Below are 26,956 nucleotides of genomic sequence, written 5' to 3'. Positions count from 1 at the left end.
CGTCAAAGTCGCTCCCCCAGCTACCGCTGGGAGGTGCCCCCACCGCGTCGATTCCCTCCTCCGCCTTGCGATCGCACGCACCAGACCCCGCCAGCCCCGCCCTCCGGGCGGCCGACGCCACTTTGACGACACTCCCTAGGCCTTCTCCCTTACAACGTGCCTGACAACGTGCCTACAGGGATCCGAGTTCGTCGCTCAGATCCCCGAGACCGAGTGAGCCGAGCGAGAGCGCGGCCATGTGCCAGCGTTTGAGGTCGAAGTCCGGGCCCTGCTTGGCCCGGGCCCGCTCCCGGCCCTCCAGCCAGGCCCGTTCACCGAGTTTGTACGAGATGGCCTGGCCGGGCCGGCCCAGGTAGCGGACGACCTCGCTGTCCAGGTAGGCGACGGGCCGGCCCGAGTAGCGGCCGAGGAACTCCCGCGCCAGCGCGGGAGTCCACCGCTCCCCGGGCCGGAACGGCGAGTGCGCGGGGATGCGCAGCCGCAGGTGCATGCCGATGTCGATCACGACGCGGACGGCCCTCATCATCTGGGCGTCGAGATGGCCCAGCCGGTGGGCCGGGTCCGTGAGGAACCCCAGCTCGTCCATGAGGCGTTCGGCGTACAGGGCCCAGCCCTCGGTGGTGGCGCTCACCTTGCCGACCTTCGTCTGGTAGCGGGACAGCTCGGCCGCGACGAACGTCCAGTGCGCCAGCTGGAGATGGTGGCCGGGCAGTCCCTCGTGGTACCAGGTGGACACGAGGTTGTGGGTGGGGAAGCGCGTCCTGCCGAGCGCGGGCAGCCAGGTCCGGCCCGGGCGGGCGAAGTCGAGGGAGGGCTGCGAGTAGTACGGGGCCGCGGCGCCACCGGGCTGCGCGATGCACGACTCGACGCGCCGGACCGGCTCGGCGATGTCGAAGTGCCGCCCGTCCAGGGCCTCCACGGCCTCGTCCATCAGGGACTGGAGCCAGAGCCTCGTCTCCTCCACGCCGTGGACGCTCTTCCCGTGCTCTCCCAGCCAGGCCAGCACCACCCACGGATCCTGCCCGCCGGGCAGGATGCGCTCCGCCTCGGCGCGCATCTCGGGCAGCAGCCGGTGGAACTCCTCCCAGCCGTAGGCGTACGCCTCGTCCAGGTCCAGGTCCGCGCCGGTGTAGTAGCGGGCGAAGCGGCCGTAGCGCTCGCGCCCGACGGCGTCCTCGGCGCCGGCACCGGTGGCCTGCGCACCGTACTCGCGCCGGAACCACTCCCCCAGCTCCGCGAAGGCCAGCGTCGCCGCCCGCGCCGCGGCCCCGGCCTCGGCGCCCATGCGCGGCGGCGCACCCGAAGCCAGACGGCCGAATCCGCCGCCCTCGGCGCCCAGCCACTCCTCCAGCTGTGCCACGTTGGCCCGTACCTGGCGGGGCGCCGCCGTCGTTCCGCGGCGCGCGCCCTCGGCGAGGGAGGCACGGTAGCCGCTCAGGCACCCGGGCACGGCCCGCAGCCTTTCCACGATCGCCGCCCAGTCCTCGGGCGTACGGGCCGGCATCACCGCGAAGACCTTGCGCACCCGGTGCAGGGGCGAGGAGATGTTGTTCACGGCGCGCAGGTGCTCGCCGGCTTCGTACTGGGCGAGTTCCGCGTCGAGCCGCTCCCGCAGCAGCCGCGCGCACCGCCGCTCGACGTCGGCGCCACCGTCCGTGTGGGCGGCGAGCCGTGAGAGGGTCTCGCGCGCGAGCTCGGCCTCGGCCAGGGCCCCGTCGGGCGAGTAGTCGGGCAGTCTCCCGGCGCCGACGGACGTCCCGAGGTACGTCCCGGTGATCGGGTCGAGCGCGGCCAGGGCGTCGACATGGGCGTCGGAGATCTGACGGGGCAGCTCACGCTGATGCCTCAACATGCCCCGACTCCTGCCCGCCCCTCCCCCCGACAAGCCCCCGGCACAACCCTTTGGCCGATATCCGGTGGCGGGCCCCCGCGTGTCCTGCTTGCCCGGCCGGCCCCTTCGCCACGCGGGTCGGCGCGCAACCTGCCCGCCTTTCAGTAGAACCCGGGCGTGGGACGAGGCCTCGCGCCTCGCGCGCCGGCGCGCCGGCGGTATCAGTCCCGGTCCTGGCCGAGGCGGTCGACGAGGCCGTGGGCCTGCACGGCGCAGCCGCCGGTGAGCACAAGCGGGTAGGGGTGCCGATGGCGATCACGTCGGCCAGGAGCCGCGGCGGTGGAGTGCGCCGAGGTTCACGCGGCGGACGTCGTCCGTGTCCGGGCGGTCAGCTGGGGGAAGCGCTCGCGACACCCGTCCCATCCTTGGCCTCCGCGCTCCACTCGCGCCATAAATCGAACACATGCTTGAATTGACGGATGCAGTGCACCTCCTTCCCCGACGACCTGGTCGCCCTCCAGGCCGAGTGGCTCCGTACCTACCGGGAACTGGCCCGGCGGCCCGCAGCAGCCAGTACGACCACGCTCCGCCGCCGGCTGATCACCCTCTCGTGCGCGATCTCCGCTCATCCGTACTGGTCGTGCCCGGTCCGCACGGCGGGCGGCCCGGTCGAGCTCCGCCGCGCGGCGAGGGCCAGAGGCTGGGTGAGGGCGGCATGACGAGCGCCTGCCCCGGGAACGACCCGGGACCCGACGCGCCGGCGCCTGCTCCCCGCGTGGTCGTCCATCCCCCGGACCACCGCGGGTGGCGCCGGGTGCGGTGCGACGGCCAGAGCCTGGGCACGGCGTACCGGATCAGCGACATCGCCGTCTTCCTCGCCGCGACGGGCATGGAGAACGCCGAGGACTTCGACGTCACGGACCCCGCCTTGGTCGACTGGCGCGGCGGCGGCCCCGACTGCTGGGCACCACCGCCGGTGTAGCGAGCGCCCTCCGGTGGCTGTGTCGCGGGCCCAGCGGCGCAGCTGCCGCCGAGGGCCGGCACGCTGGCCGGCCCACGTACGGCCGCCAGCGTCCCGAGTCGGAAGTTCCCTGGGAGACCGGTGCCCTTCCGTCGGGGCACTCCCTCGGCCGAGGACCGGTCCAGCAGGCCAAGTTCGCCGGCGCGACAGCTGCCCCATCACCAAACACCACCAAGAGGACAAGACACTCCTCAAGGGCCGTCCCGTCATCCCCGGTCGACCGCCCGTCGGGCGGGCGGCGGGAACGAAGGTGGCACTGAGGGCGGATCTACTTGAGTACGACTCCCTTCCCCGGCCACTTCGCCACCAAGACCCGCGACTACTCCACCACCCTCGGCGCACTCCGCGAGGCCCGCGCCGCCTGGCACCGCCGCCACACCCCCACGCCCCGGGCGACCACTCTCGTACGCGCCCACTGAGCCTTCGACGGCACCGGTCTCACACCCGACCTCGAACGACTCGCCCGCCTCGTCGGCGGCACCCGCTCCCAGGCGGTGACGGCCCGTGCGTGACGACGAACTCCTCACCGTGCCCGAGGTGATGGCCCGGCTCAAGATCGGACGCTCCACGCTCTACGAAGCCTGCTACACCGCCGCCTTCGCCGGCGACGACACCCACGGCCCGTCCACCGCCACCGTCTGCACGAAGAACCACCACGGCAAACCCCACCCCGAGGGGGGCCAGCGGCCTCCGTTCTTATCGCACCGCGCCTCGCCCGGCCGTGACGAGCCGGTGCCGGGTGAGCGGGACTGCGGTGTGCCCCGTTGCGGCCCACGTGTGCCGAGGGAGGGTGGGCCGCAACGTGCGGCGAGTCATCGGGGGCCGGCGATCCATCGTTGGACGGCCGCGTTGGTGGTGGCGTCGAGTGCGGAGACGGCTTCGATGGCGTGAAGGTCTCCTGCGAGCGGCGGGATGCCGGCGGCGGTGAGCGCGGCGTGCAGGTCGAGGCGCCGGTGGTGTGCTGCGCTGATCCGGCTGAGAGGCCGTTCCGCCGGGTCCGCGGTCGGTACGGAGCTTTGGAGGCGAGTGTCCTCCTCGTCCTCGAATCCCCGGACGCCGGGGAAGCGGTAGGGGTCGAGCGCCTCCTGCGGTTTCGGCGCGTGCGAGGAAGCTCGCCACGTTTTCATGCAAGGACCTCCTGGAGTCTGCCTGTCGGCGGGGAAGTTGCGGTGGGGCCGTACGGGAGCGACGCGGGTGGGTGGCCAACCGGGTGCCTGCGGGCGCGGTGGGGGCGGGTGCTCACGTCCGCTGCTGTTGCAGGGCCATGGCACCCGCGGTGACCACCTCGGCGAGTTGGTTGGCGACCGTGACGCTGCATCCGCCGAGCCGGACGAACCCGCGGCAGCCCAGGGGTCCGTCGTTGGTCAGGGAGGGGAGGGCAAGCCCTGCGAGCGCGAGGGCCGCCTCGAGATGGGCGACGGCGTCCTGGCCTGCCTGGTAGGCGGCATCCTGTAGCCGTTTGTACTGGATTCGCTCAGCGTAGGAGGGCTCGTACGCCATTGTTGCTGTCCTCTCTCAGTAGGCCGGGGGGAGGTGTGGTGCGGGGGGCGTGGTGCTTCAGTGCCTCACGAGTCCGGTCGCGCCGGGTTGGCGGGGCGGGCCGTCGTACAGATGGCAGCGGAGTCCGGGCAACAGGGATGGGCTCCGAGCTGCGGTAAGTGAGGTGCCCGGGCCGGCTTCGCGTGCACGAGGCGGTCGTCGAAGCCGTCGTGCCGAGATTGCGGACCGCCCGTGACTTATCGGATTCGATTGTCGTTCCTCAGGTGTAAACGATCACTCGATGACTCCGTCGGACTCTGGGAAGGACCACGTGCTCCATGCGGTCAGCGGCTGTCACGCCTTCGTCTCCGGCGCCGTATGCGGCGGCGCCGGCCCTGCCTTTGGCGGCGCGGCCACGACTGACACGGCAGACTCCGACCCTGCCCGTCTCAGCGGTCGCCCCCTCCGCCAGGGCGTCGTGGCGGCCCTCACCGTCCTCGACCGCACCGGCGACCGTCCGCCGGGCACCGAACCACTTGGCACGGGCGGCGAACCGATCCTGGCCAGGGACTTCCCGGACGTGACCGTCATGCCCCGTAGTGGAATTTGGGGGCAGCAGAAGGCCTGGAGTTGCGGTGCCGTGGTGTCGGCTGACGGGGCGGTCGGGTGAGAGTGATCTGGCGGACGAGCTGTTGGAAGCAGGCGAGAGCGGCGACAGCGGGAAGGGTCGCCGCGGCCTCGGCGGCGAACGTTCTCGGCGCCTGGGCCACGCACAGAAGCGTGGCCAGGGTGGAGAACAACAGGACGATGGACCAGGAGTGGATGGCCCGGCGCTGGTGCAGGGCCGCCCTGAGGATGGACAGGGAGGCGACCATCCAGGGTCCGTAGATGAGCAGCGGCCACCAGCTGACCACGTCGTGGGCGGCGCGGGGCGCGGCACTGTGCTGAAGGGCGTCGCAGATGGCAAGGCCGCTCAGGACGCTCACGACGGCGGCGATGAGTGCGACCAACAGAGCTGTGCACAGGCTGCCCGTTCGCATCAGGGCCGCTGCCGGCGCCTTCGCCGTGACGGTCCGGCGGTGCCCGACGGGCGCTGCTGCCTCCGGCAGCCTGGTGACGCCCACCGGTCCGGCTGCCAGCCCGGCAGTGCTCATCGTGTCGTTTGCTTCGTCGAAGATGCCCCGGTCGAAGGGCTCCGCCTGGCCGCCGGCCATGCTCCCCTGGAGGAGACAGGCGAGCTCCTCCGCCGGATCCCATGTGCTGTTCCCGTGGTCCGGTCCGAACGGCGGGTGCCCCGTGGCGATGTGCTGTTCGACATCCGGTACCGGCCGAAAGATGTGGGCATCCGGCTGGGTGGGGAAGCCGTTCCAGTCGTGATGACCGTACGGTTCATACACGGGGGTCCTGCCTCACTCGGCCGTCGGTGCACATTCCGGATGTCCCGGTTGCAGCCACGTCTTGCGACCGTCGGTTGAACTCGCGATGGATCGTGCTGATCACCTTCAGGAAATCCTCAAAGATTGAGGACGAGTAATTCAGCTCGATTTTCCGACCTTCATCATGCAGAGTCGCATTCTCGCCGTGGGTGCGGTCCGATGAAGCCGGTGTGAATGTCCACTTACCCATCCGGGCGGCCCCTGCGTGGACTGGGAGACCTTCCTCCTCGGTATGCCGACGGAAGGTTGCGTCGATGTTTGCTGTTGTCATAGTCCAACCAACGCTTCCGGCCCCGGGCGGGGTATGAGCCATGCGGGTGATGCTGGTGGAGCGAACGAGTGGTGGCTGTTTCCGTTCATCATTTCTGCACTCGTGACGAACCTGTCAGGACCGCTTCGCGTGTCTCGCCTGCGGTGCATCGCCGCAGCTCAGGTGAGTGACGGTGCGGTGGCGGGTCGGGCGTCGCGGGGGCGTGCGGGGGCGGCGTCCACGCCGGCGGGCTTCCCGCTCGAGCAGGTTCCGGCACGCCCCCGCGCGGGTCGGCGATCCTCCGTGCCGTCGGGCCGTCACGCTTCCGTCCGGCCTGCCGGGGCGCCTGGCTACCGGATGATAATCGGAACTTACTGCAACCGGACAGGGTGCTGCACATGGCTGCAATGAGGTGACGGGCCATAACTCTGCATATGCCGCGGCGTTATGTCGAGATGTTGCTGAGGGCTCGACCACGGGCCCCGCTTTGCGAATCCGTCACCCTAAAGGACCCGCTGTGGCAGACGTGTTGATGAGGCTTGTGCTGATCTGTGCAGTACTAGGTGCATTCTGGAGTGCATTGGCATCGTCAGGAGTGGGCCGAATGCGGCAAAAGGATGTCCTCGAACTGAGGCGCCAGCAACATTTCAGGTACGTCCTGGCCCGGAATGCGAATGCGCCCTGGCTCTCCCACCAGGAAGTCCCGGCAGCTGCCGCGCCGGTGCGAGAACCCGCCGCCAGTGCGGCGTGTGCTGCCTGCGGAGCCCTGTCGCGTTGGGAAGGCAGTGTTCCTGGCCGAGTGCCGTCGCTGCCCACCCCTTACGTGGATCGGGTGTAGAGCCGGGTGGTGTCGCGGATGAACCGGCGGCTCTGTTCGAGGCTGAGTGCTTGTGCTTGGAGATGGTCGTACATGAGGTGGTAGGGCCGGCGGTCCGCGGGCTTCTCCAGGTAGAGGTCGCTGGTGAAGCGCTCCAAATACACGACTCCCGCGTCGCTGTCGCGGAAGGTGAGGATGCAGAACTGCCCCGAGGCACCGGGGTGGGCTCCTGCGGCGTGCGGGAGGACCTGCACGGTGATGTGCGGCTGCGCGCCGAGGCGGTTGAGATGTTCGAGCTGTTCGCGCATGACGTCGGCGGTGCCGACGGCGCGATGTAATGCCGATTCATCCAGAACGACCCATAAACGGAAGGGACGGGCGGGGTGGTGGGCGCGATGCTGGCGCCGCAGCCGCACCTCCAGACGGGTGGCGGCCTGCTCGGCTGTGATGTGAGGGTTCGTTTCCTCGATCACCGCGGCGGCGTATGCAGGGGTCTGCAGCAGACCCGGGATCACCAGCGGGTCGTACGAGTGGATGGAGGCGGCCTCCGTCTCCATCCCGATGAACACGCTGTAGGGGACGTCGCCGTAGGCGACCCACCAGCCCTGCCGACCGGACTCCTTCGCCATCCGCATCAGCGAGGTGACGAGCGACTGGTCGGTGACCTCGTAGACCTCACACAGATCACGCACGTCACGGGGGTTGATGGCGCGACGGCCCGTCTCCAAAAGGCTGATCTTGGACTGGGACACCAGGAGCCGCCCCGCAACCTGCTGGGACGTCATGCCCGCGGCACGGCGCATCCGGCGAAGTTCCGCGCCCAGGCGGCGCCTTCTGACGGTGGGGCTTCCGTTCGCCGCCATGGCGGTGCTACCTCCAACTACAGGACCTCACCCGGAAATACACAACGCCGGGCAAGTGACAAAAGCATTCTCCATACCCGAAGCGACGAGGAGCGCATGCCGATGACGAAGATCACCTGTCCGGCCCAAGGGGCACAGCCGGAGTAATGCCCCCGAGGTCAGGCAGCCCGACGAGCCCGCGCCAAGCGGCGCCGTATGCCCGGGGACCGTCCCACCCGCAGCCTCTGCAAGGCCGGCTGCGGGCGCGCTGATGCCGCGACCCCCCAAGCCTGAGGCACGTCGCTGTTCCGTCTCGGGCAAAAGGCCCACGTTGGCCGTAGGGGGTATCCACTCATCCGTACAACCCGCCTTCATGGGTGTTGAGCAGGCACGGGCAGGTGACGGCGTTAGCGTCGGCTGCGGCGATCGTCAGCGCCGCGGCGAACCCGGGCATGCCTGACAGGGCATCGCTCGTGGCCCATGGAAACGCCACTTCGGTGTCGTGCATTGCAGGAGGTTGTGATGTCGGGTAGCGCAGTATCGGCGGCGTCGGAACTGGGGAACACGGTGCGAAGTCGAGGGGCCGGGGGCTCATGGTGGACGCTGCTCCGCTCCTGGGTGACGGGGCTGGCGGTACTGGCCGGGATGGTCGTCCCCCTCGCCGCAGCAACACCCGCCACCGCGCAATCCAGAACCCTCGCCTACGTCACCAACAACGCCGCGGGCACCGTGTCGGTGATCGACATCACCACCAACACCGTCACCGCCACCATCGACGTCGGCAGCGGCCCCGAGGGTGTGGCGGTCGCCCCGGACGGAACCCGCGCCTACGTCACCAACTCCAATGGCGCCACCGTGTCGGTGATCGCCACCGCGACCAACACCGTCACCGCCACCATCGACGTCGGCAGGGGCCCCCGGGGGGTGGCGTTCACCCCCGACGGAACCCGCGCCTACGTCACCAACTCCATCGGCGGCACTGTGTCGGTGATCGACACCGCCACCAACACGGTCACCGCCACCATCGACGTCGGCACCTTCCCCCAAGGTGTGGCGGTCAATCCGGACTCCGCCTACGTCACCAACACCAATGACGCCACCGTGTCGGTGATCGACACCACCAGCAACACCATCGACGCCACCATCGACGTCGGCGACTCCCCCCTGGGGGTGGCGGCCGCCCTGGTCGGTGGCGCCAACGTCTACGTCACCAACGCCACCTCACCGGGCACCGTGTCGGTAATCAACTCCGCCACCAATACCGTCACCGCCACCATCCCCGTCGGCTCCCTCCCCCAAGGTGTGGCGGTCACCCCGGACACCTCCCACGTCTACGTCACCAACGTCGGCTCGGACACTGTGTCGGTGATCGACTCCGCCACCAATGCCGTCAGCGCCACCATCGGTGTCGGCGGCAGCCCCGTTGCCGTGGCGATCGGGACCATCCCCGACCTGGAGCAGCCGCGGATTGCGACCACGCTGACGCTGAAGGCGGAGAGGAGGGAGGGGAAGAGCAAGGACACGCCGGGTGTTCTGGGCCGCGGCGACCTCACCCTGAAGGCCGGGTTGACCGCCGGAGGCACGCCCGTGGAGGGCAAGCGGATCGAGTTCACCACCGACTCCACCTCGCTGTGCACCGACACGACCGACAGCAGGGGCCATGCCATCTGCAAGGTCCCGCGCAGGCATGACAGCGAGGCCTGCTACACCGCCACCTTCGCCGGCGACGACACCCACGGCCCGTCCACCGCCACCGTCTGCACGAGGAACCACCACGGCAACCCCCACCCCGAGGGGGACCAGCCCGACCACGGCAGCATCCGTGATCTGACACAGGCCCCCATGGCCTCAACAGGCCTTCCCGCCTTCCGGCACAGCAACTGACGTTCTTTCAGCGTGGCCACGGTGGCCGTGGTGGCCGCCTGAAAGCCCTTCGGGGCGACGAACCGGGCCCGGAACCAGCCGGCTCCGCTCTGCGCGACGTCCAACGAGAGGCCGCGCTACCGGTCGGCCTCCGCCGCCCTCACGTCGGACCGGTGCCGGCCGCGGTCGTGGTGAACTCCCCGAGCCAGTCGTCCGTATGCCCGCTCCGTGCGTGAACAGCGTCGCGCCGGGCGATGGCGGTCGGCCGTCGGCCGTCGGCCGTCGGCAACAGGCGTTCGCGCATCCGGGACACCGCCGGCTCGTTCACAGGACTGAGAACGGACAACAGCCGGACGAAGGGGAACCACCGTGGAGAAGAAGGCCTGGGACATCACCGGGGAGCTTGCCGTCTTCCTCGACGAGGCCGCCGCCCATGTCCCCGCCGAGCAGCGCCGGGTATTGCAGGTACTCAAGATCGGAGAGGAGTTCGGCGAAGCCGCCCAGGCCGTCATCGGTGCCACCGGCACCAACCCCCGCAAGGGCCGGTCCCACTCGTGGCGGGACGTGGAGTCGGAAGTGTGCGACGTACTGGTGACAGCGATGGTCGCGCTTCACCGACTCGGCGTAGCGGACCCGGCCGCGATGTTCACCGCGCACCTGGAGAAGACCGCCGCCCGCACCCTGGCTGCCCGGGAGGCATGAGCATGTGGATTCCCCGAGAGGAATGGATCAAGACGCTGCCGCGGACGATCGTGGCCTCCTGCATCATGATGCTGGACCCCGACGGCCGTGTCCTCCTCCTCCGATACGGCCCCGGCCAGCCTGCCGCGGGGCAATGGTGGATTCCGGGCGGGATGCTCGACCACGGCGAGGACCCGTGGACGGCAGCCCGGCGGGAGATGAACGAGGAAACCGGCGCCGACCTGGACGCCGTACCTCGGCTGATCGGCACGGACCACCGCGCCGATGTCGAGAACACCGGTCCCGTGATCGACTACTTCTTCCACGGCGGCGTCCACACCGGCGCCCGGCCCATCCGCCTGAGCCACGAGCACGACCTCCACGCCTTCAAGCACCTGGACGAGCTGCAGGACACCCCTCTCGCTGCTCGCCTCCAGACGCTGACCGCACTCCACGCCGCCGCCCGGTCCGGCACTGCGGTCTACCTCCGTGAGGGGAGCCCGTTATGACCGTACGCGGTCGGGCCCTCCTGACCACTGCGGGTCGCGTCCGCCCAGGTCTACCGGTACCTGGCCACGGCCATCGCCCTCGGTGGACTCGTCTTCACCCTTGGCGGCCTCCTCGAACTCGCCTGACGACCAGTCGGCGCTGCAACGCCTCGAGCGGCAACCGGCCTGCTCGGCCATATCGGCTGGTCGGGGTCGTCCCCGATGGGTGCGGTCCCGGCAACGGCGACGTACTCACCCATCCGAACCGCTCGGGAGAAGCCGATCTGCGGTTCGAGAGGGGACCCGGAGCCGACCATCTGCCGATCACGTGTCACGGCGTCATCCTCTCGGAGTGACCAGCGGGCCCCGACGACGGAATGCGTCCCGAAGTGCGCCCCGCGCGATGGGTGCGCACGATGGGTTACGGGACCGGTACGTCATGGAGACCTGGGGTCCCACACTCGAGAGAGAGGCGGCGCAATGAGCAGCACGCCGAGTACTACGCCGAGCGCTACCAGCAGAGCCTGGGCATCAGGTGGTACGACGTTCGCGGGCGTCGTGATGATCGTCACCGGTATCTTCGGCATCATCGAAGGCATCGTCGCCATCGCCAACGACGAGGTGTACCAGCGCGTCGGGAACTACACCTTCAAGTTCGACCTGACGGCCTGGGGCTGGATCCATCTCATCGTCGGCATCCTCGTGGTCTGCGCCGGCGCGGCGATCCTCAAGGGCTGGGAGGCCGGCCGGTACGCCGGTATCGCCCTGACCAGCCTGTACGTGATCCTGCACTTCATGTGGCTGCCGTATCAGCCACTCTGGTCGATCATCGCCATCGCCATCGGCGTGTTCGTCATCTGGGCCCTGTGCACCGACGTCCCGCGGACGGCGAAGCCCTGACGGTGTGACGGCGTCGGCCGAACTCGGGTGCCCCGACGCCGCGCTGACTGCCGCTACGATCCTGCCCGTACGCGTGTGTCACCGGCAAGGGGAGCAGAGACAGCATGACGATTCACCGGCCGGGCCGGCCCGGAGACCTGCCCGCGGCGGAACTGCTCTGGGCGCGGTGGGCGTTCGTCGCCGTACTCGAGGCGACCACCGAGGCGGAGGGCCGCGGAATCCACCGCACCGGCCACTGGATCGACGGCGGCGGGCTCCATCTCGACGACGCCGGCTGCACGTGGTGGACCCTGGCCCGGATGGGCCAGGGTCGTTTCGTGCTCTACGGCGAGGACGAGTCGAGCGACGTCAAGTGGCACGAGCCCGCCGTCGACATGCTGGCGCAGGCCCCGGACTGGCTCCCGTACGAGACCCTGCGCGACCTGCTCGAGGGCTGGATGCTGGGCTGCGTCTACTGGTACGAGAACGGCGCCTGGGCCCGCACTCCGTACCCCGAGAGCCTCGAGGACGACGGCCTGGACTGCGGAATGAGCCGTTTCGTGGATCGCGAGAAGGTCCTCGGGCTGCTGGCCGGCCACGGGCCGGCCGCGAAGGGGCTGCTGGAGGCCGCGGAGAACTACCGGCTGACGCCCGAGGCACTGGATCTGCTGGTCGCCGAGAGCGGGAACGGCAACCGGGACGAGGACTGGGACCTGCCCGCCGTGCACCGCGCACTGCACCTCGCCGGCCTCACGGCCGACGCCGTCCCGGCCTCGTAGAACCGGCCTCGCCCGCACCCGAACGGCCCAGTCCGTACGGCGTGCAGGACGTCCTGCGATCCCGCACCCTTGACGGGAGAGGTGAGAACAGTGACCAGTCCGACTCCGGCCCAGTTCCGGGCCGTCCACGGAGACATGGGGCGGTGGCAGGCCGTCGACTTCGAGATCTACGAGCACCTCGTCGAGAACCAGTTCGCCGTCGGCCCGAAGACCCCGCCGGAACCCTCCGACCGGGCTGCGGGCCGCCAGGACCCCCACCCGCCGACCGGGTTCAGGCCGGCGCGCTAGCCGGGCCGGTGCGTCCTCAGCGCGCGGGGTTCACGGGCAGGCGCGGGGCGGCGAGCCGCCTGACACCGCGGACCAGCCCGTACGTCCCGAGCGCCGCCCCCGGGACGGCCGTGACGGCGACCAGGGCCCACTCCTGTGCGTAGTGCACGGCCTGCGTGGGCGTCCGGTCGAAGGTGATCATCGGACCCCAGGTGTAGTAGCCCCAGATCATCAGCAACTGGGAGAACACGGCACGGAGCACGGCGTGCACCGCCGTGGGGGCGGTGGCCGCCACGGCGACCACGATGAGTGCGTACGGCACGTAACCGGACGCGAAGCGGCTCGCCGCGCTCACGTTCAGCCCGTCGCCGTCACCCGCGACGGCGATCCACGCGGACAGGGCTCCGGCGGCCAGGGCCACGGCCACCGTGACGGCCGTCCGCTGCACGCCCCTCTTCATCCGGTTCTCCTCAACTGCTGCCCGCGTTCCCGTTCGCCTCCACCCTCCGTTCCGCGTATGCGCGCAGAATGACCGGACTATGACCGTTTCGTCACGACGGGACGGGACGGGACGGACGGGACCGCTCAGGCCGCCAGCCGGTCCGCGCGCTTCGCCTCGCGGCGCCGCAGCGCGTCCTCGTCCGTGTCCGCGTCGTACGTCACCAGCTTCGGCAGCAGCACGGACAGGGCCGCCACCGCCGCCACGCACATCAGGCCGCCGCTCCAGAACGCCGGCCGGGTACCCGTCCAGCCCGCCACGCCGCCCGCGCGGACCTGGCCCAGCTGCGGGCCCACGCTGTACGAGAGCACCTCGATGCCGGCCAGCCGCCCGCGCAGCTCCTCGGGGATGGTCTGGTTCCAGATCGTCGCCCGGCCCAGGCCGCTCAGCATGTCGCCGGCCCCGGCCACCGCAAGGCACGCCAGTACCACCCAGATGTCGGTGAACCAGCCGGCTCCCGCGATCGCCGCACCCCAGACCACGGCTCCGAACACCACGAAGAGGCCGTGCCGCCGCACCCGCGAGGTCCAGCCGCTGGTCATCCCGAGCACCAGGGAGCCCACGGCGCCCGCGGAGTACATCAGACCCAGCGCCCACACCGCGTCGAGCTCGTCCGCGAGGAAGGGGAAGATCGTGTTCGGGAAGGCGAAGAACATCGCCGCGAGGTCCACCGCGTACGTGCCCAGCAGCACCGGCCGGCTCCACGCGTAGCGCGCCCCCTCGGCGATCCCGCGCAGCGAGGGCCGTTCCGCGTCGGGCGACGGCGGCGCCGGGGTCAGCCTGGTGCACAGCACGACGGACAGCGCGAAGCCGCAGACGGTGACGGCGTAGGCCGCCGGGTAGCCGGCGTAGGCGACGACCAGTCCGGCGAGCGCCGGTCCGGCGATCGCGCCGATCTGGTAGCGCAGCGCGTTGAGCGCGGCGGCCGCGGTCTGCTGCTCGTGCGGCACGATCCGCGCCATCATCGAGTCCAGGGCCGGGCGCTGCAGCCCGGCCAGGGCCGAGACGCCGGCCGCGACCACGTACAGGGGCCACAGCAGCGGGTTCGGCAGCAGGGCGTTCACGAGCAGGAAGAGGGCCAGCACCCCGAGCCCGGCCTCGCTCAGCAGGATCATCCGCCGCCGGTCGATCGCGTCGGCGAGGGCCCCGCCGTACAGGCCGAAGACCACCAGCGGGACGAGTTCCACCGCGCCCATCGCGCCGACCGCGAGCGGCGAGTCCGTCAGGTGCTTGATCTGGAGGGGGAGGGCGATCATCGCCATGAAGGACGTGAAGAACGTGACGGCGCCCTGGAAGAAGAGCAGACGGAAATCGCGGCTGGAACGCCACGGGGCGAGGTCGGGAAGCAAGCCGGACAAACGGGTGGTACTCACAGCGGATCATCGTGCGTGACGGGCCCGCGCCCGGGCAACGGATTTTCCCGTGCCCGGGCACGGGCACGGGCCGCGTCACATCACGTCACATCACGTCGTTCCCGCTCCCAGGTGCCGCCACAGGAAGGTGTACGCGAGCGCGTGGTTGGCGGCGGCCTGTTCGTTGTCGCTGGCTCCGCCGTGACCGCCGCCGGTGTTCTCGTGGAACAGCACCCGGTGGCCCAGTTCCCGCAGCCGGGCGGCCGTCTTGCGGGCGTGGCCGGGGTGGACGCGGTCGTCGCGGGTCGAGGTCATCAGGAGCAGGGGCGGGTACGGCCGGTCCGCGGACAGGTTGTGGTACGGGGAGAGGGCTTCGAGGTGGGGCCGGTCGGCCTCGCTGTCGGGGTCCCCGTACTCGGCGACCCAGGACGCCCCGGCGAGCAGCCGGTGGTAGCGGAGCATGTCCAGCAGGGGCACCTTGGCGACGACCGCGCCGAACAGCTCCGGGTGGCCGACGAGCATGGCGCCCATGAGCAGGCCGCCGTTGCTGGCACCGGTGATGCCGAGCTGCTCCGGGGTGGTGATGCCCCGGGCGGTGAGGTCGGCGGCGACGGCCGCGAAGTCCTCGAAGGCCCGCACCCGGTTCGCGCCGAGGGCGGCCCGGTGCCACGCGGGGCCGTATTCGGAGCCGCCGCGGATGTTGGCGACCGCGTACGTACCGCCGCGGGCGAGCCAGGCGCGGCCGGTGAGCGGGCTGTAGTACGGGGTCTGCTGGTCCCGGAAGCCGCCGTACCCGTAGAGCAGCGCGGGCCCCGGCCGGTCCTGGCCGGCCGGGCCGACGACGAAGTACGGGACCTGCGTGCCGTCGGCGGAGGTCGCGAAGAACTGCCGGACCGACAGGCCGCGGGCGTCGAAGCGGGCGGGGGCCTGCTTGAGCGGCTCGGTGTCGGCGCCGATGTGCCCGTACGTGAGGGTGGAGGGCTGCAGGAAGCCGTCGACGTTGAGGAAGTACTCGTCGCTGACGTCCGGGTCGGTGTCGGTGACGGTCGCCGAGGACAGCGCCGGCACGTCGGCCAGCGGCCGGCGGCTCCAGCCGTCCGGGCCGGGGGTGAGGACCTCGATGCGGGTCGCGACGTCGGCCAGCGTCTCCAGGATCAGGTGGTGGCGGGTCCAGCTGTGCCCGGCCAGCGCGGTGCGCTCGTCCGGCGCGAACAGCACGTGCGCGGTGCGGTCCCCGGCGAGGAACGCCTCGAAGTCGAAGGCGAGGAGCGAGCCGGCCGGGTGCTCCAGCCACGGGGTCTTCGGGGTGACGATCAGCCACTGCCGGTACGCGTACTTCCCGGCGTCGTCCGGCACGTCGATCCTGACGAGCCGGTCGCCGTCGGCGAGGAGGTGGAGCTCGTCGTGGAAGAAGTCGGTGGAGCGGGAGACGAAGTCGCGCTCGTAGCCGGGGGTCGCGTCGTGCCAGCCGGAGGCGGACACGTCCCCCGCCTCGGCCTCGAAGACGAGCTCGGCGTCCGCCGGGGCGGTGCCCCTGCGCCAGCGCCGGACCGTACGGGGATAGCCGGAGGCGGTCAGCGAGCCCGGTCCGAAGTCGGTGCCGAGGAAGACGGTGTCCTCGTCGATCCAACCGATCCGGGTCTTCGCCTCCGCGACCTCGAAGCCGCCGTCGACGAAGGCGCGGTCCTCGAGGTCGAACTCGCGGACCACGACGGCGTCGGAGCCGTCCCGGGACAGCTGGACCAGCGCCCGCCGGTAGTCGGGGTAGCGCACCCGGGCGCCGGCCCACACCCACTCCTCGCCCTCCTGCGCGGCGAGGGCGTCGATGTCGAGGAGCACCTCCCAGGCAGGGTCGTCCTTGCGGTACTGCTCCAGCGTCGTACGCCGCCACACGCCCTTCGGGCGGTCCGCGTCCCGCCAGAAGTTGTAGAGGTGCGCCGCGCGGCGGACGGTGTACGGGATGCGGTCGGCGTCGTCGAGGGCCTCGCGCAGCTCGGCGCGCAGCGCCTCGAAGCGCGGGTCGCCGGTGAGCGCGGCGGCGGTCTCCGCGTTCCGCTCCCCCACCCAGGCCAGCGCGGCCTCGCCCTCGACGTCTTCCAGCCACAGGAAACGATCTTCAACAGTCACCCCATGATTGTGCAGCCCCGCGGGGCCGGCCGGAGCCGCGTCGGGCCGGCGGGGCCGCGGCGGGGCCGGTCATCCCGAAAGCGGCCGGTCGTGGGCGCCGACGGGGGCGGGCAGGGCCGTCGAGCCGGTGAGGTAGCGGTCCACGGCGGCGGCTGCCGCCCGGCCCTCCGCGATGGCCCACACCACCAGGGACTGGCCGCGCCCGGCGTCGCCCGCCACGAAGACCCCGTCGGGCCGGCGGCGGGAGGGCCGCTCCGGGGGCTTGCCCCACGCCGGCGGCACGCCGGGGGCCGGCGCCTGGGCCCAGGGCGGCGTCCTGACGTGCGGGGCTGCCCCGGCCGACGCGGATCCGTCCGAGGCCGACGGCGACGGCTCGCCGAGGGCCGCGAAATCCGCGTCCCGCGCGAAGTTGCCCCGGCCGTCCCGCGTGAGCCCGAGCTGCTCGGCGAGCCCGCAGGCCCGCTCGGGACCCGAGAAACCCAGCGCCAGCAGGACCAGCCCGGCCTCCAGCACCCGCTCGGTGCCCGGCATCGGCCGCCTCGCCGTGGGCTCGACGGCGGTCAGGTGCAGGGCCCGTACCCGGCCCTCCGCATCGCCCTCGAAGTGCATGGTCGCGCTGGAGAAGACCCGGGGATCCGTGCCGTGACGTCCGCGCGCCTCCTCGTGGGCGTGGGAGATCCGGTACACCTGCGGGTGCACCAGCGGCCAGGGCTCGGCGTCGGGCCGCTCCGGGCCGGGCTCGGGGCGGATGTCGAGCTGGACCACCGACAGCGCTCCCTGCCGCAGGGCGGTGCCCAGGCAGTCCGAGCCGGTGTCTCCGCCGCCGACGATCACCACGTGCCGGCCCTCGGCCGTGATCCCGGGCGCTGCCAGGTCGCCCTCGCCGACCCGGTTGGCGCAGGTCAGGTAGTCCATGGCCTGGTGGATGCCGTGCAGCTCGCGGCCCGGCGCGGCCAGCTCCCGGCGCTCCGCGGCCCCGACGGCGACGACGACCGCGTCATGGCGCCGTCGTATCTCGGCCGCCGATGTCCGGCCGCCGATGTCCGCGTCCGTACGGAAGACCGTGCCTTCGGCCTGCATCTGGGCGATCCGCCGGTCCAGGTGCGTCTTCTCCATCTTGAACGCGGGGATGCCGTAGCGGAGCAGACCGCCGAGGCGGTCGTCCCGCTCGTAGACGACGACGGTGTGCCCGGCCCGGGTCAGCTGCTGGGCCGTGGCGAGCCCGGCCGGGCCGGAGCCGATGACGGCGACGGTCTGCCCGCTGAGCCGGCCGGGCGGCGCCGGCGGGGTGTACCCGAGCGCCCAGGCCTGGTCGGCGATCGTCTGCTCGACGTTCTTGATGGTCACCGGGTCGGCGTTGATCGCCAGTACACAGGCGTCCTCGCAGGGGGCCGGGCAGAGCCGGCCGGTGAACTCGGGGAAGTTGTTGGTGGCGTGCAGCCGCTCGGCCGCGGCCCGCCAGTCGCCGTGCGCGGCGTACGCGTTCCACTCGGGGATGAGGTTGCCGAGCGGGCAGCCGCCGTGGCAGAAGGGGACGCCGCAGTCCATGCAGCGGTTCGCCTGCGCGGACACCACGGGCAGCAGCATCTGCCCGGCGTGCACCTCGCGCCAGTCGCCGAGCCGCTGGTCCGCGGGGCGCGACGGGACGGGGTTCCGGGGGGTCCGGAGAAAGCCGTACGGGTCGGTCATACGCCGCCTCCCTGGTCACAGGCGGATATGGCGGTCAGACCAGGCTACGCCGGGTTCCGGACTGCTGTGGTGGCCAGGAATGCCGTGGTGACCGCCGGGAACCGCCCGGGGTCGTCGAGCCACGGAGCGTGGCCGGCTCCGGGCCGGACGACGAGCCGGGTGTGCGGGAACAGCCCGCGGTAGGACGCGGTGTCGTCCCGGACCTTGTCAGCGCCCACGGCACCCGGAAACCGGGTTGTGCCTGCACCGGGCCGTCTTCATCCGAGGGCGGGGCCCTGTTCCGCGTCGGCGGGCGCCGCAGCACGCAGGGCCGCGGTCAGGTAGCGCTGCACGGCGTCCAGTTCGGCGGGCGTGAAGTCCTCGGCCGCATCGACCAGGCCTCCGATGAGTGGGCCGAAGAAGGACCAGCCGAGCTCTACCGCCTTCGGCTCCACCACCAACAGCACCCGGCGCCGGTCGCGTTCGTCGCGACTGCGGCGGACCAGGCCCAGCCGTTCGAGCCGGTCGAGCAGGGCCGTGGTGCCCGCCGAGTTGAGCTTCAGGGCCTCGCCGAGCCGCCCCGGGGTGACGGTCTCACCCGCCCGGTCGGCGTCGAGCAACCGGATCAGGGCCCGCAGGTCGGTCGGGTGCAGGCCGTTGCGCCCGGCGAACTCGCCGCCGCGCAGGTGGAGTTCCACCGTGACCGCACGCAGGAGGTGGACCAGCCGCATGGCAGGGGTTTCGTCATCGCTCACTCGGCTAGTATCTCGCCGAGCGAGATAATTGGTCAACGAGACGATGCCCAGGGGGCCACCTTGTCCGCATCCCGTCAATTCTTCGCCGCTTACGAGGCGCTGCTCGCCCGCTGGCCGGCCGGCACCGCCGAGATCGACGTTGCGACCCCGTACGGCACGACCCGCGTCCACGCGTACGGGCCCGCCGAGGCCGCTCCGCTTCTGCTCCTGCACGGCGGCGGCTCCACCGGCGCCGTGTGGTTCGCCAACGCCGCAGCGCTCGGCGCGCACCACCGGGTGCTCGCCGTCGACATCCTCGGCGACGCAGGCCGCAGCGTGCGCGCGGGCCGCCCGCTGCGCACCACCGCCGACCTGATGGCCTGGCTGGACGCGCTTCTCGACGGCCTCGGCATCCGGCGCGTCAGCCTGCTGGGCCATTCGTACGGTGCCTGGATCGCCCTGACGTACGCCCTGCACGCGGCGCAGCGGGTCGACCGGCTGGTGCTCCTCGACCCGACCCGGTGCTTCGCCGGCTACCGGCCCGGTTTCCTGCTGCGCTCACTGCCCGTGCTGGTACGCCCGACGGCGGCGCGGGTGCTCGCGTATCTCGACCGCGAGACGGCAGGCACGGACACCGACCCGGACTGGCAGCGGCTCTTCGCCCTGGCGGCCTCGGGTTTCGCGGACCGCAAGCTGATCGTCGGCCGCCGCCCTGACCCCGGGGCGCTCGCCGCCCCGCTGCTGGTCCTGCTCGCGGGCCGCAGCGGCGCCCACGATCCGGCGAGGGTCGCGGCCCGCGCCCGCAAGGCCCTACCGCACGCCCGGATCGAGACGCTCCCGCGCCTCAGCCACTACGCACTGCCCACGGCAGCGCCGGCGCAGACGAACCGCCTGATCTCCGAGTTCCTCACGGCCGCCGACCGGCCTCGGACCGGCCCGGGGGTCAGTCCAGGTCGAGGTGGTAGGCCCCGGCCGCGGCGTCGGCGAACAGGGTGAACTGGACCCGGGGGCCCTGCTCGCCGCCGTGGCCGGCCTCGCCCTCGACCTCGCCGTCGAGGTCCACCTCCACCGGCTCGGCGTCCACGAGGACGTACTCCCCGTAGCCCTCGAAGTCCCCGGGGCCGTCCGCGACACCGATGTGGATCGGCGTCTCGTCGGGCAGCGCTGCCAGCACCTCGCGGAGCCGGCCAGCGGTCCACACCTGCGGATTGTGATCGAACATGTCAGCCATGCCGCGACATTAGAGGGCGAAAGGTGCACCACGGGCACGGCGCGCCGGAGGGTTTCCCGCATCCGCGACGACCGTCACCCGGAGTGCGTCCAGAGGCTGCCCAGGTGCGCGTGGAGGACGTCCCGGGCCTCGTCCGGGGTGAGGTGGCCGATGAGGACGTGCGCGGTGAGGCCGTCCGCGAGAGCGAGGAGGGTGCGGGCCTCGCGCTGCGGATCGAGGGGCACGGCGCGGCCGGCATCTGCTGCCGCTTCCGTGATGAGTTGCGTGAACGACTCCTGGAGAGCCGCGTAGTTCGCCTTCAGCGTCCCGGCGAGCGGCTTGCTGACCGCCGCCTGCGCCACGAAGGCCAGCCAGACCCTGGCTTCGGCCCGGTGCTCCTCCCGCAGCAGCGAGATCTCGGTGGCCGCATGGCCCAGGGCGGTGCCGGCCGACTGGGCCGGGCTCCTGACGAGCCGGGCCCGTACGCGCTCGCCGATGCGCTCGCCGACGTACCCGAGGGCGAAGACGAGCATCTCGTCCTTGGTGCGGAAGCACCGCTGCACGGCGCCCATCGACACCTGCGCCCGCGCGGCGACATCGCGCAGGGTCACGCCTTCGAGCCCGCTCTCGTCGGCGAGGCTGCAGACGGCCTCGGCGATGAGGCGGCGTCGGCCGTCGTGGTCCACCTGCCTGGGCATGCCCGGTCTCCTCCCACCCGCTTCTCTCTCGTACGGGCGACTTTATTCGATGCGGTCGCATCGGTTCGCGGGTTATTGTTCCGATGCAACTGCATCGGAACGTGGAGGGGAGAGGATTCGCACCATGCTGGATCTCTTGTGGCAGATGTCGGCCGCCGCGCAGGCGGAGGCGGTGCGCCGCGCGGACGTGTCGGCCGTGGAGCTGGTCGACAGCCACCTGGCGCGCATCGCGGAGGTCAACCCGCAGGTGAACGCGGTCACTCAGCTCTTGGCGGAGCGCGCACGCGCGGCTGCGGCGCACACCGACCGGCTGCGGGCCGCAGGTGCGGTGCTGGGGCCGCTCGCGGGTGTGCCGTTCACGGTGAAGGAGACCACCGCCGTCGAAGGCGTGCCGACCACCTTCGGTGTGGAGCGCTTCCGCGATCTGGTGGCCCCGGCCGACGCTCCCCCGGTGGCACGGCTGCGCGCGGCGGGAGCCATCCCCATCGGGCACAGCAACGTACCGACCCTGATCCTGGCCGGGATGCACACCCGCAGCGAGCTGTTCGGCGACACGGTCAACCCGTGGGACCGCAGCCGGACCCCGGGCGGCAGCAGCGGGGGCGATGCGGTGGCCGTCGCCACGGGCATGGCGGCGCTCGGACTGGGCAACGACTCGGGCGGATCGGTGCGCATCCCGGCCCAGTTCTGCGGTGTGGCGGGGCTGAAGCCGTCCACTGGCCGGTTCCCGGCGGACCACCGCGTACTCGGCCCGGACGACCCCGGCCCGGCGTCCCAGATGCTCGTCACCGACGGACCGCTGGCGCGGTCGGTGGGCGACCTGCGGCTGGCGTACGAGGTACTGGCCGGGACCGATCCGCGCGATCCGCGGGCCGTACCGGTGCCGCTCTACGGGGAACCGCTGCCCGGGCCGGTGAAGGTCGCCGTGGTGGCGGACCCCGGCGGGCAGGGCGTCGACCCGGCGGTGCGCGGGGCCGTGGAGGCCGCTGCCGGCGCGCTGCGGGACGCCGGGTACGACGTGCGCGAGGTGGCGGACGTACCGCGCATGGCCGAGGCGCTCGAGGCCTACGGCCGGATCACCGTGACCGAGTTCGCCCCGAGCTGGCCGGTGGTGCGCACGCTGCTCGGGCCGGGCGGGGACCGGTACATCGCGATGGCGATGGAGCGGACCCCGCCCGCGAGCGCGGACGAGCTGGTGAAGCTGATGGGAAGCTGGCTGAACATCCGCCGATCATGGGCCGAATTCCTGGACGAGTACCCGCTGTTGCTCGGGCCCGTGTTCACCGAGCCGCCGGTCGAGCCGGGGCTGGAATCGCGCGACAGGGCGGGCCGCGACCGGGTGGCGGCGGGCATGCGCCTGTGCAGTGTGACCAGCTTCGTGGGCGTGCCGGCGGTGGCCGTACCCACGGGGGTGGCCGACGGGCTGCCGTGCGGGGTCCAGATCGTCGGGCGCGCGTTCCGGGAGGACCTGTGCCTGGACGCCGCGCAGGCGGTCGAGGACCGGCTCGGGGTCCTCACACCCGTGGACCCGCGCGGGTGATGCCGGTCCCGGCCCGGGGCGTCAGAGGCCTCCGGTGTGGAGCAGCCGGTTCGGGGTCCCGGCCGGGACACCGGTCAGGACGTCGCGCACGGCCTGCTCGGTGAGCCAGGTGCGGACCTGGGCGGGCGTCGCGGTGGGGTGTGCGCAGAGGTAGAGGGCGGCGACGCCGGTGACGTGCGGGGCGGCCCACGAGGTGGCGGCGTCGTCGCTGGTGGCGGTGGAGCCGCCCGCGAGCGCGGAGGTGATCTTCTCGGCGGGGGCGTAGAGGTCCACGCAGCGGCCGTACCCGGAGCCGAATCCGTCCCCGTCGGTCCAGTGCCGGTCGTCGGCGGTGGCGGCGGCCACGACGATCGCGCCGTGGGCGCCGGCCGGGGAGTGGCCGCAGGCGTCGTCGTTGAAGTTGCCGGCGGCGACGACCGTGGTGATCCCCGCTTCGACCATGTGCTGAACGGCGGTGTCGACGGCCGTGGAACGGTTCTTGAGGTTGAGGGACATGTTCACCACGGCCGGTCGCTGGGCGTGGGCGGTCACCCATTCCACGGCCTTGACGACGGAGTCCTCCGGCGCGGTGCCCGTGCTCGGGGATACGTCCTTGGTGTGCGGGCCGCTGCCTTCCTCGCAGGCGATGCCCTGGACGCGCACGATGCCCGCCTTCGGGGCGACGCCGTACGTGGCGGCGCCGATGATGCCCGCGACGAACGTGCCGTGGCCCAGTCCGCCGCCGTCGAAGCAGTCACCGGCGTCCGGATCCCCGACGAAGTCGGCGCCGAGGGCCGCGCGGCCGCCGAACTCCGCGTGCTTGACCTCGAGTCCGGTGTCGATCACGTAGACGTGCACGCCGCTGCCGTCGGCGCGCGAGGTGAACTTCCCGTCGAGCGGACGGGTGCGCTGGTCGAGGCGGTCGAGGTTCCACGGAACTCCGGTGCGGACGACGGGCTTCGCCGCTGCCGATCCGGACGGCGCACCCGACGGCGCACCGGACGGCCGGGGGCTGCCCGTCGGAACGCCGGTGGGCAGCGGCGCACCGGACGCCGCGACGGACGGCGATGCGCCGCCGGCTCCCGCACCGCCACCGGGCCCGGGCACCTCCTCCGGGGAACACGCCGAAACCCCCAGCGCCGCCAGTGCCACGACTGCTCCGAGCATCGCCCTGCTGCTGCGCCCGCGTCCCATGACCCACCCCTGTCCCCGCGCGGCACCACGCCGCCAAGGACGGAGACGCCGGCCCCACCCCCACCGGTTTCCACCCGGCGCGATTCCGTTTCAGCAGTCCCGGGCCGCCCCGGGGGCCCGCAGCGGCAGCAGCCCGGGGCTCCGGCCCCGCACGTTCACCCGTTCAGGGTCTTCATCAGCTCCGGGGCGTAGCGGTCGCCCGAGACGACCCCGTGCGGGGCAACCGCGTCGATGGCTGCCAGGTCTGCGTCGGTGATCGTCACCGCGGTGGCGGCGATGTTCTCCTCCAGGTAGCGGCGGCGCTTCGTGCCCGGGATCGGCACCGCGCCCTGGCGCAGGGTCCAGGCCAGGGCCAGCTGCGAGGGGGTGACTCCCTTTTCCGCGGCGAGCCGGCGGACCTGGTCGACGACGGCCAGGTTGCGGTCGAAGTTCTCGCCCAGGAAGCGGGGGTCCGTACGGCGGAAGTCGTCCGCCGCGAAATCGTCCGGGGTGGTGATCGCGCCCGACAGGAAGCCCCGGCCGAGCGGCGAGTACGCGACGAGCCCGATGCCGAGATCGCGCAGGGTGTCGAGGACGCCGTCATGTTCGATGCCGCGCTCGAAGAGGCTGTACTCGGTCTGTACGGCGGCCAGCGGGTGCACGGCGTGGGCGCGGGCGATGGTGGCGGGCGCGGCCTCGCACAGGCCGATGTGGCGGACCTTGCCGGCGGTGACCAGCTCGGCCATGGCCCCGACGCTCTCCTCGATCGGGACGTTCGGGTCGACGCGGTGCAGGTAGTACAGGTCGATGTGGTCCGTACCGAGGTGGCGCAGAGAGCGGTCGGCCGAGCGGCGGATGTACTCGGGGGTCCCGTTGTGGCCGCGCAGCGCACCCTCGTCGGTGAACTCGACTCCCGTCTTCGTGGCGATCACGGCGGCGTCGCGGCGGCCGGCGAGCGCCTTGCCGAGGAGCTGTTCGTTCAGGAAGGGTCCGTAGCCCTCGGCGGTGTCGAGCAGGGTGACGCCCAGCTCCAGCGCGCGGTCGATGGTGGCCAGGGACTCGGTCTCGTCGGTGGCTCCGTAGTGGGCGCTCATGCCCATCAGGCCGAGGCCTTCGGCGCCGACCTCGAGTCCCTGACCGCCCAGTGCGCGAATTTCCATGGTGCTTCCTCCGTAAGTAACTAACTGGATAGATTGACTATGTACCCGGCTCGCGCCGCATGTCAATAACCAGATAGTTACTTGCTAGGCTTCGCCCCATGGCACGGGATTCCAGCGCGACCAAGGCACGCCTGCTCGACGCGGCCTTCTCCGAATTCGCCGCGTACGGCATCGCCGGCGCGCGGGTCGACCGCATCGCCGAAGCCGCGCAGGCGAACAAGCGGCTCATCTACGTCTACTACGGGAACAAGGAGCAGCTCTTCGACGCCGTGCTGCGACGCGCGCTGGAGACGGGTTCGGAGTCCGTCCCGTTCAGCGCCGACGACCTGCCGGGGTACGCGGGCGCCGTCTTCGACCACCTCGTGGCGCAGCCGTCCCTGATGCGGCTCGTGGTGTGGAAGCAGCTGGAGCGGCCCGGCGTCACGGACACGGAGGCGGAGTCCTACCGCGGCAAGATCGCGGTGGTGGAGGAGGCGCAGCAGGCGGGGCGCGTCGACGCCGCGCTGGACCCCGCCGACGTCCTCACGCTCGTGATGGGCCTGTCTCAGGCCTGGTTCGGCGCGGTGGGCGGGCCGGCTGCGGGCGGCTCGGGCACCGGCTGGGCGCCGGAACGGCTGGCCCGGCACCGCGCGGCGGTGGTCGAGGCCGTACGCCGCCTCACGGCGCCGCCGCGGGACCCGGCCTAAGGGCCGTCCCGTAATCCCTGGTGGATCAGCGCGCGGCGTCGGATGCGGTGCATCGCAAGGCGGAGGAGCGTCCTCATACTGGGCGTATGCGGGCGCTGCGACAACGCGGCGAGGCGCCGTAGCCGACGTCGCGCGCCCGCCAGGGATTACGGGACAGCCCTTAGCGGGTACGGGAACGCCGCGCACACCCGGCGGCGCCGGCGGCGGGAAGCTGTCGGGCGCCTACGAGGTCGGCACCTGCGGCGGCGTCAGGATCATGCCGATCAGGTGGTCCAGGGCCGCCTCCGCGCCCGGGGCTTCCGGCAGCGCCTCGGGGGCCGTGTCGGGGGCGGTCCGGCGTAGTTCCAGCCAGCCCAGGTAGGCGGCGTACCCGGCGAGGGCGCGATGGCGGGACTCCTGCGCTCCGAAGCCCAGTCCCCCGAAGACCTCGGCCAGGAAGTCGAGCCGGGTCCGGGTGACCCTGGCGACGACTTCGGCGACCGCCGGGTGGGCGGTGTGCGCGACGAGGGCCGGTTCCAGCCCGGCGATCTCCTCGGTGCCCAGCGCGACCGCGAACAGCGCCCGCGCCCGCACCCACGGATCCTCCTCCTGCCGGACAGTGGTGATGACCTCCGCGGTGGCGTGCCGCTCCCACGCCTCCAGGGCCGCCACGAGCAGAGCCTCCCGGTTCTCGAAGTGCCAGTAGAAACTGCCGCGCGAGACCGCGAGTTCGCGGGCCAGTACGTCCACCGCCACCGCAGACAGCCCGCCCCGGGCCAGCGCGCGCAGCGCCGCCATCGTCCAGTCGTCCTTGGTGACTCTCCCCTTGGCCATGTTCCGTACAGTACTGTACGGAACATCCATACAGAGGTGTACGGAACTGGGGAGAGGGGTAGCGGGATGAGCGCCATGAGCAGGGGTGCCGGTGCAGCGGAAAACGGGGCCGCCGAGGTCCGTACGGAGCGGCCGGGCGCCGCGGTGCGCGCTGCGGCGGCGGCCGCGGCCGGGGGGCTGCTCGCGGCGGGGGCCCTGCACGCGGTGTGGGTGTTCTCCCCGTGGCCGCTGGACTCCCGGGCCGAATTCGCGGCCGTGGTGGTCGGCGTGGAGGAGGCGCAGCTGCCGTCCGGGCCGCTGACGTTCGCCGTGGCGGGCCTGCTGGGCGCCGCCGCCGGGCTGGTGGTGACCGGCGCCCGGCCGGCGAGCCGGTTCGGCCGGTCCCGGCCGGTACGGGCCGGGCTGTGGGCGGTGTCCGGAGTACTGGCGGCACGCGGGCTCGGCGGTCTGGCGGCTTCGGGGCTCGGCCTGGGATCCGCGCCGCCCGAGTTCCGCCACTGGGACCTGCTGCTGTACTCCCCGCTGTGCGTGGCACTGGGCGGGCTCACGGGGTACGTGGCCCTGCACACCCGGCGCCACCGCACCTGACGGGAGGCAGGCCCCGCCGCGAACGGGCTGCGGACCGGGCCGCGAACCGGCTGCGGCGGGGCCTGCCTCGTGCGGCAGGGACCGGCCGCAGCCCAT

General features: G+C 72.0%; 30 protein-coding genes and 1 pseudogene. 13 read left to right on the top strand and 18 right to left on the bottom strand.

All coding sequences use genetic code 11. From position 1 onward, the window contains the following. Positions 1-172 precede the first annotated feature (172 nt). A complete protein-coding gene (locus OHT74_RS35045) occupies positions 173-1,852 on the bottom strand; it encodes a DUF885 domain-containing protein (protein ID WP_328622430.1) in 1,680 nt (559 codons plus the stop codon). A 203-nt stretch (positions 1,853-2,055) separates the two neighbouring features. After that, a pseudogene (locus tag OHT74_RS42220) lies at positions 2,056-2,191 on the bottom strand (nucleotidyl transferase AbiEii/AbiGii toxin family protein); the annotation flags it as partial. 119 nt (positions 2,192-2,310) lie between these two features. Here OHT74_RS42220 and OHT74_RS35040 point away from each other — a divergent pair. The 3 genes from OHT74_RS35040 to OHT74_RS35030 all read left to right on the top strand — a co-directional run bounded on the left by OHT74_RS35040 (position 2,311) and on the right by OHT74_RS35030 (position 3,271). After that, the gene (locus OHT74_RS35040) at positions 2,311-2,550 is read left to right on the top strand and encodes a hypothetical protein (RefSeq protein WP_266670295.1); all 240 of its coding nucleotides are present in this window, start codon (positions 2,311-2,313) and stop codon (positions 2,548-2,550) included. A gap of 56 nt (positions 2,551-2,606) precedes the next feature. After that, positions 2,607-2,813 (top strand): hypothetical protein, encoded by a 207-nt coding sequence (locus tag OHT74_RS35035; protein WP_266670293.1) that lies wholly within the window; start codon positions 2,607-2,609, stop codon positions 2,811-2,813. Positions 2,814-3,124: 311 nt separating this feature from the next. Continuing rightward, positions 3,125-3,271 (top strand): replication initiator, encoded by a 147-nt coding sequence (locus OHT74_RS35030; RefSeq protein ID WP_323139618.1) that lies wholly within the window; start codon positions 3,125-3,127, stop codon positions 3,269-3,271. Between the two features lie 393 nt (positions 3,272-3,664). Here the strand turns inward: OHT74_RS35030 and OHT74_RS35025 are convergent, their stop codons facing one another. The 5 genes from OHT74_RS35025 to OHT74_RS35005 form a co-directional block, all read right to left on the bottom strand. Beyond that, positions 3,665-3,979, bottom strand: a complete 315-nt coding sequence (locus OHT74_RS35025; RefSeq protein WP_328622429.1) for a hypothetical protein — start codon at positions 3,977-3,979, stop codon at positions 3,665-3,667. A 112-nt stretch (positions 3,980-4,091) separates the two neighbouring features. Then, positions 4,092-4,352 (bottom strand): hypothetical protein, encoded by a 261-nt coding sequence (locus OHT74_RS35020; protein WP_328622428.1) that lies wholly within the window; start codon positions 4,350-4,352, stop codon positions 4,092-4,094. 566 nt (positions 4,353-4,918) lie between these two features. Further along, the gene (locus OHT74_RS35015; RefSeq protein WP_267001667.1) at positions 4,919-5,728 is read right to left on the bottom strand and encodes a hypothetical protein; all 810 of its coding nucleotides are present in this window, start codon (positions 5,726-5,728) and stop codon (positions 4,919-4,921) included. A gap of 1,108 nt (positions 5,729-6,836) precedes the next feature. Beyond that, positions 6,837-7,697 (bottom strand): helix-turn-helix domain-containing protein, encoded by an 861-nt coding sequence (locus tag OHT74_RS35010; protein WP_328622427.1) that lies wholly within the window; start codon positions 7,695-7,697, stop codon positions 6,837-6,839. Between the two features lie 331 nt (positions 7,698-8,028). Next, the gene (locus OHT74_RS35005; protein WP_266670285.1) at positions 8,029-8,184 is read right to left on the bottom strand and encodes a hypothetical protein; all 156 of its coding nucleotides are present in this window, start codon (positions 8,182-8,184) and stop codon (positions 8,029-8,031) included. Between the two features lie 14 nt (positions 8,185-8,198). On the opposite strand from OHT74_RS35005, the gene OHT74_RS35000 reads away from it, so the two are divergent. From OHT74_RS35000 to OHT74_RS34975, 6 genes are all read left to right on the top strand, one after another. Then, a complete protein-coding gene (locus tag OHT74_RS35000; RefSeq protein WP_328622426.1) occupies positions 8,199-9,560 on the top strand; it encodes a YncE family protein in 1,362 nt (453 codons plus the stop codon). Positions 9,561-9,908: 348 nt separating this feature from the next. Then, positions 9,909-10,241 carry a MazG-like family protein gene (locus OHT74_RS34995; protein ID WP_266670273.1) on the top strand — a complete coding sequence of 111 codons (333 nt, stop codon included), beginning with the start codon at positions 9,909-9,911 and terminating at the stop codon, positions 10,239-10,241. Between the two features lie 2 nt (positions 10,242-10,243). Next, positions 10,244-10,729 (top strand): NUDIX hydrolase, encoded by a 486-nt coding sequence (locus OHT74_RS34990; RefSeq protein ID WP_328622425.1) that lies wholly within the window; start codon positions 10,244-10,246, stop codon positions 10,727-10,729. A gap of 540 nt (positions 10,730-11,269) precedes the next feature. Beyond that, complete coding sequence (locus OHT74_RS34985; protein ID WP_266632323.1) at positions 11,270-11,608, top strand: DUF7144 family membrane protein; 339 nt, start codon at positions 11,270-11,272, stop codon at positions 11,606-11,608. 104 nt (positions 11,609-11,712) lie between these two features. Next, positions 11,713-12,366, top strand: coding sequence for a hypothetical protein (locus tag OHT74_RS34980; RefSeq protein ID WP_328622424.1), 654 nt, complete (start codon positions 11,713-11,715; stop codon positions 12,364-12,366). A gap of 90 nt (positions 12,367-12,456) precedes the next feature. Further along, on the top strand, positions 12,457-12,654 hold the full coding sequence (locus OHT74_RS34975) for a hypothetical protein (RefSeq protein WP_266670267.1): 198 nt from the start codon (positions 12,457-12,459) through the stop codon (positions 12,652-12,654). A 16-nt stretch (positions 12,655-12,670) separates the two neighbouring features. Here OHT74_RS34975 and OHT74_RS34970 read toward each other — a convergent pair whose 3' ends face one another. The 6 genes from OHT74_RS34970 to OHT74_RS34945 all read right to left on the bottom strand — a co-directional run bounded on the left by OHT74_RS34970 (position 12,671) and on the right by OHT74_RS34945 (position 19,010). Then, positions 12,671-13,093, bottom strand: coding sequence for a hypothetical protein (locus OHT74_RS34970; RefSeq protein WP_328622423.1), 423 nt, complete (start codon positions 13,091-13,093; stop codon positions 12,671-12,673). A 125-nt stretch (positions 13,094-13,218) separates the two neighbouring features. Next, positions 13,219-14,490 (bottom strand): MFS transporter, encoded by a 1,272-nt coding sequence (locus tag OHT74_RS34965; protein ID WP_328623457.1) that lies wholly within the window; start codon positions 14,488-14,490, stop codon positions 13,219-13,221. A 105-nt stretch (positions 14,491-14,595) separates the two neighbouring features. Next, complete coding sequence (locus OHT74_RS34960; RefSeq protein WP_266670263.1) at positions 14,596-16,611, bottom strand: prolyl oligopeptidase family serine peptidase; 2,016 nt, start codon at positions 16,609-16,611, stop codon at positions 14,596-14,598. 69 nt (positions 16,612-16,680) lie between these two features. Beyond that, positions 16,681-18,300: a glutamate synthase subunit beta gene (locus tag OHT74_RS34955; protein WP_328622422.1), complete on the bottom strand. Its 1,620-nt coding sequence runs from the start codon at positions 18,298-18,300 to the stop codon at positions 16,681-16,683. A 44-nt stretch (positions 18,301-18,344) separates the two neighbouring features. Further along, the gene (locus OHT74_RS34950; protein WP_266670259.1) at positions 18,345-18,518 is read right to left on the bottom strand and encodes a hypothetical protein; all 174 of its coding nucleotides are present in this window, start codon (positions 18,516-18,518) and stop codon (positions 18,345-18,347) included. Positions 18,519-18,557: 39 nt separating this feature from the next. Then, a complete protein-coding gene (locus tag OHT74_RS34945) occupies positions 18,558-19,010 on the bottom strand; it encodes a MarR family transcriptional regulator (RefSeq protein ID WP_443047750.1) in 453 nt (150 codons plus the stop codon). Between the two features lie 84 nt (positions 19,011-19,094). On the opposite strand from OHT74_RS34945, the gene OHT74_RS34940 reads away from it, so the two are divergent. After that, a complete protein-coding gene (locus OHT74_RS34940) occupies positions 19,095-20,009 on the top strand; it encodes an alpha/beta fold hydrolase (RefSeq protein WP_328622420.1) in 915 nt (304 codons plus the stop codon). Here the strand turns inward: OHT74_RS34940 and OHT74_RS34935 are convergent. Further along, on the bottom strand, positions 19,957-20,244 hold the full coding sequence (locus OHT74_RS34935) for a DUF6225 family protein (protein ID WP_266670255.1): 288 nt from the start codon (positions 20,242-20,244) through the stop codon (positions 19,957-19,959). The two genes, OHT74_RS34940 and OHT74_RS34935, sit on opposite strands and share 53 nt — an antisense overlap. A 74-nt stretch (positions 20,245-20,318) precedes the next feature. Next, on the bottom strand, positions 20,319-20,921 hold the full coding sequence (locus OHT74_RS34930) for a TetR/AcrR family transcriptional regulator (RefSeq protein WP_267001641.1): 603 nt from the start codon (positions 20,919-20,921) through the stop codon (positions 20,319-20,321). Positions 20,922-21,045: 124 nt separating this feature from the next. Between OHT74_RS34930 and OHT74_RS34925 the strand changes: the two genes are divergently transcribed. Continuing rightward, the gene (locus OHT74_RS34925; RefSeq protein ID WP_328622419.1) at positions 21,046-22,461 is read left to right on the top strand and encodes an amidase; all 1,416 of its coding nucleotides are present in this window, start codon (positions 21,046-21,048) and stop codon (positions 22,459-22,461) included. A gap of 21 nt (positions 22,462-22,482) precedes the next feature. On the opposite strand, the gene OHT74_RS34920 is transcribed toward OHT74_RS34925, so the two are convergent. After that, the gene (locus OHT74_RS34920; RefSeq protein ID WP_328622418.1) at positions 22,483-23,634 is read right to left on the bottom strand and encodes a S8 family peptidase; all 1,152 of its coding nucleotides are present in this window, start codon (positions 23,632-23,634) and stop codon (positions 22,483-22,485) included. 155 nt (positions 23,635-23,789) lie between these two features. Continuing rightward, positions 23,790-24,773, bottom strand: coding sequence for an aldo/keto reductase (locus OHT74_RS34915; RefSeq protein WP_267001635.1), 984 nt, complete (start codon positions 24,771-24,773; stop codon positions 23,790-23,792). A 98-nt stretch (positions 24,774-24,871) separates the two neighbouring features. Here OHT74_RS34915 and OHT74_RS34910 point away from each other — a divergent pair, with 98 nt between their 5' ends. After that, a complete protein-coding gene (locus tag OHT74_RS34910; protein WP_266670246.1) occupies positions 24,872-25,459 on the top strand; it encodes a TetR family transcriptional regulator in 588 nt (195 codons plus the stop codon). A gap of 222 nt (positions 25,460-25,681) precedes the next feature. Here OHT74_RS34910 and OHT74_RS34905 read toward each other — a convergent pair whose 3' ends face one another. Next, complete coding sequence (locus OHT74_RS34905; RefSeq protein ID WP_328622417.1) at positions 25,682-26,272, bottom strand: TetR/AcrR family transcriptional regulator; 591 nt, start codon at positions 26,270-26,272, stop codon at positions 25,682-25,684. 66 nt (positions 26,273-26,338) lie between these two features. On the opposite strand from OHT74_RS34905, the gene OHT74_RS34900 reads away from it, so the two are divergent. Further along, positions 26,339-26,860, top strand: a complete 522-nt coding sequence (locus OHT74_RS34900; protein ID WP_266670242.1) for a DUF3995 domain-containing protein — start codon at positions 26,339-26,341, stop codon at positions 26,858-26,860. Positions 26,861-26,956 lie beyond the last annotated feature (96 nt).

The sequence above is a fragment of the Streptomyces sp. NBC_00354 genome (genome assembly GCF_036106915.1).
In the GTDB taxonomy this organism is placed as follows: Bacteria; Actinomycetota; Actinomycetes; order Streptomycetales; family Streptomycetaceae; genus Streptomyces.
The sequence above is the reverse complement of the archived record's forward strand: the minus strand, read 5'-3'. Positions and strand labels throughout refer to the sequence as shown.

Bases quoted from the DNA above. Each gene is read 5' to 3' on its own strand.
- OHT74_RS35045 (WP_328622430.1), bottom strand. From the start codon at position 1,852: ATGTTGAGGCATCAGCGTGAGCTGCCCCGTCAGATCTCCGACGCCCAT.
- OHT74_RS35040 (WP_266670295.1), top strand. From the start codon at position 2,311: ATGCAGTGCACCTCCTTCCCCGACGACCTGGTCGCCCTCCAGGCCGAG.
- OHT74_RS35025 (WP_328622429.1), bottom strand. From the start codon at position 3,979: ATGAAAACGTGGCGAGCTTCCTCGCACGCGCCGAAACCGCAGGAGGCG.
- OHT74_RS35020 (WP_328622428.1), bottom strand. From the start codon at position 4,352: ATGGCGTACGAGCCCTCCTACGCTGAGCGAATCCAGTACAAACGGCTA.
- OHT74_RS35010 (WP_328622427.1), bottom strand. From the start codon at position 7,697: ATGGCGGCGAACGGAAGCCCCACCGTCAGAAGGCGCCGCCTGGGCGCG.
- OHT74_RS35005 (WP_266670285.1), bottom strand. From the start codon at position 8,184: ATGCACGACACCGAAGTGGCGTTTCCATGGGCCACGAGCGATGCCCTG.
- OHT74_RS35000 (WP_328622426.1), top strand. From the start codon at position 8,199: ATGTCGGGTAGCGCAGTATCGGCGGCGTCGGAACTGGGGAACACGGTG.
- OHT74_RS34990 (WP_328622425.1), top strand. From the start codon at position 10,244: ATGTGGATTCCCCGAGAGGAATGGATCAAGACGCTGCCGCGGACGATC.
- OHT74_RS34985 (WP_266632323.1), top strand. From the start codon at position 11,270: ATGATCGTCACCGGTATCTTCGGCATCATCGAAGGCATCGTCGCCATC.
- OHT74_RS34980 (WP_328622424.1), top strand. From the start codon at position 11,713: ATGACGATTCACCGGCCGGGCCGGCCCGGAGACCTGCCCGCGGCGGAA.
- OHT74_RS34970 (WP_328622423.1), bottom strand. From the start codon at position 13,093: ATGAAGAGGGGCGTGCAGCGGACGGCCGTCACGGTGGCCGTGGCCCTG.
- OHT74_RS34955 (WP_328622422.1), bottom strand. From the start codon at position 18,300: ATGACCGACCCGTACGGCTTTCTCCGGACCCCCCGGAACCCCGTCCCG.
- OHT74_RS34945 (WP_443047750.1), bottom strand. From the start codon at position 19,010: ATGCGGCTGGTCCACCTCCTGCGTGCGGTCACGGTGGAACTCCACCTG.
- OHT74_RS34935 (WP_266670255.1), bottom strand. From the start codon at position 20,244: ATGGCTGACATGTTCGATCACAATCCGCAGGTGTGGACCGCTGGCCGG.
- OHT74_RS34930 (WP_267001641.1), bottom strand. From the start codon at position 20,921: ATGCCCAGGCAGGTGGACCACGACGGCCGACGCCGCCTCATCGCCGAG.
- OHT74_RS34925 (WP_328622419.1), top strand. From the start codon at position 21,046: ATGCTGGATCTCTTGTGGCAGATGTCGGCCGCCGCGCAGGCGGAGGCG.
- OHT74_RS34920 (WP_328622418.1), bottom strand. From the start codon at position 23,634: ATGGGACGCGGGCGCAGCAGCAGGGCGATGCTCGGAGCAGTCGTGGCA.
- OHT74_RS34915 (WP_267001635.1), bottom strand. From the start codon at position 24,773: ATGGAAATTCGCGCACTGGGCGGTCAGGGACTCGAGGTCGGCGCCGAA.
- OHT74_RS34910 (WP_266670246.1), top strand. From the start codon at position 24,872: ATGGCACGGGATTCCAGCGCGACCAAGGCACGCCTGCTCGACGCGGCC.
- OHT74_RS34905 (WP_328622417.1), bottom strand. From the start codon at position 26,272: ATGGCCAAGGGGAGAGTCACCAAGGACGACTGGACGATGGCGGCGCTG.
- OHT74_RS34900 (WP_266670242.1), top strand. From the start codon at position 26,339: ATGAGCGCCATGAGCAGGGGTGCCGGTGCAGCGGAAAACGGGGCCGCC.